The sequence below is a fragment of the Xanthovirga aplysinae genome, assembly GCF_009711365.1.
GTDB classification, from domain to species: Bacteria; Bacteroidota; Bacteroidia; order Cytophagales; family Cyclobacteriaceae; genus Xanthovirga; species Xanthovirga aplysinae.
On record NZ_SMMB01000443.1, the window covers coordinates 1 to 1,643 of the forward strand.

Consider the following 1,643-nt stretch of genomic DNA (forward strand, 5'->3'; position numbering starts at 1 on the left):
TAAAGTCTGGGAGCTATTCTACCTATCTTTCATTACTTGATCAAAAACAAGAGCTATCAAATCTTCCAACTATTGAATTACCATCAGATCCAAAGGAACAACAACTAGCCTTTGAATTAAAAAACCAAAGAATGGCCTATATGGATCAGGGACTTCAGGAGGGTGATATTTTGCTTTGCAAGAAAGTAGTTCAAGATTTAAAATCTGACCAAGTATATGTCTTAGTGTCTAAAAACGAAGTCTGGATTGGAAGATTGATTGAACTTCAAAAGGGAGTTTTCAAAATCAAAACCGACAACCCCAATTACAATACCGTACAACTTCAACAAAAAGATATAATAGAGGCATGGGAAGCAACAGGAGTTTTTAGCAAAAAAATAAAAGCTCCCAGCCGTTATGATGAACGGCTGAGCTTATTGGAAAAGAAGGTTGATCAGCTCATGACAAAAAGAGGTAAAGACTGAAGAAATGAATCTTCCATTGGCTGTCCCAAATCAAAAGCAATCTAAATAATTTCTATAATGCTTTCTTTTATTTTATAAATCAACAACACCCTCCACCATCATAAAAAAAGGTGGATTCCGAAATAAAAATATCATCTCGCCCTAAGGATTGAAGAGCAGATGCTGTTTTATCGCAAACCGACAAAGGCTGATTATGCATTAAGACATGTCCTTTTTTGTCGTCAAAATACTCTTTATCCCCATAATAAATAGCCGTTTTACCAGTAAAAACACAAGGACCATCTTCCGGCATTGGATCCTTTATTGCACAGACCTCTAAACTTTCTATATAAATTAATTTATTGGTAGCATAATGCTTTGGATCAAGAATACGATAAGGTCGTTTTGCTCTTATTTCAATAGTACCAAACCCAATATCAGTAAGCATTTTAATATATTCCTTCATGGGAAGGGAACCACTTAAACATAAGGCACGAAGTCTCTCATCCTCACGCAATTCCTCAGGAATATCATTTTCACAAATAGGGTCAGACATTACTAAACGGCCGTGAGGTTTCAGCACCCTATACATTTCTGCAAGAGCGGTCTTCAGGTCTTCGTTATGAAAAATATTAAATAAGCAGTTCTGAGCGGCAACATCCACACTTTCGTCACCGATAGGAAGGTTTAATGCATCACCTTTTACCAATTCTACAAAGTCCGATTTAAACCAAGAATTATGCTTTTCTGCCTCGGCAAAATTTCCCCTGGAAGCACTCAACATTTCATCTACAACATCCACCCCAATTACTCCACCCTTTTGTCTACTAAAATAGGCGAACTGCAACAATTCCATCCCTCCCCCAACACCTACATATAAAATTTTTGGATTATTCACTAAGTCACGAGGATTAACCGTACTTCCACACCCATAATTCATTTGTAACATTCGTTTAGGAATTTCTAGACCTGGAAGACTCCAAACTGGAGTAGTAGTGCAACAAAGCCCCACATTTGGTTCAATTGCAGCATCCCGGTAAAGTTCCTTAGTGGTTTCCAAATAAGAGTTCATATCACTTATGTTTTGAAATTTTAGTTAATGAAATAAAGCAAATTCCCATAAATCATCAAAGCAAATAGATAAAACAATCAATCAGGCAATTTAGGCGGATAAAAAGGTAAATTATTTTCTTAAAAAAA

2 protein-coding genes are annotated in these 1,643 nt (G+C 36.2%); one reads left to right on the plus strand and one right to left on the minus strand.

Annotated features, from left to right (window positions below):
• A partial coding sequence (locus E1171_RS01670) for a S24 family peptidase (RefSeq protein WP_187696171.1) occupies nt 1-464 on the plus strand: 464 nt, incomplete at its 5' end.
• A gap of 79 nt (nt 465-543) precedes the next feature.
• Here E1171_RS01670 and arsM read toward each other — a convergent pair.
• The gene (gene arsM, locus E1171_RS01675; RefSeq protein ID WP_155203444.1) at nt 544-1,515 is read right to left on the minus strand and encodes an arsenosugar biosynthesis arsenite methyltransferase ArsM; all 972 of its coding nucleotides are present in this window, start codon (nt 1,513-1,515) and stop codon (nt 544-546) included.
• Nucleotides 1,516-1,643: the final 128 nt, after the last annotated feature.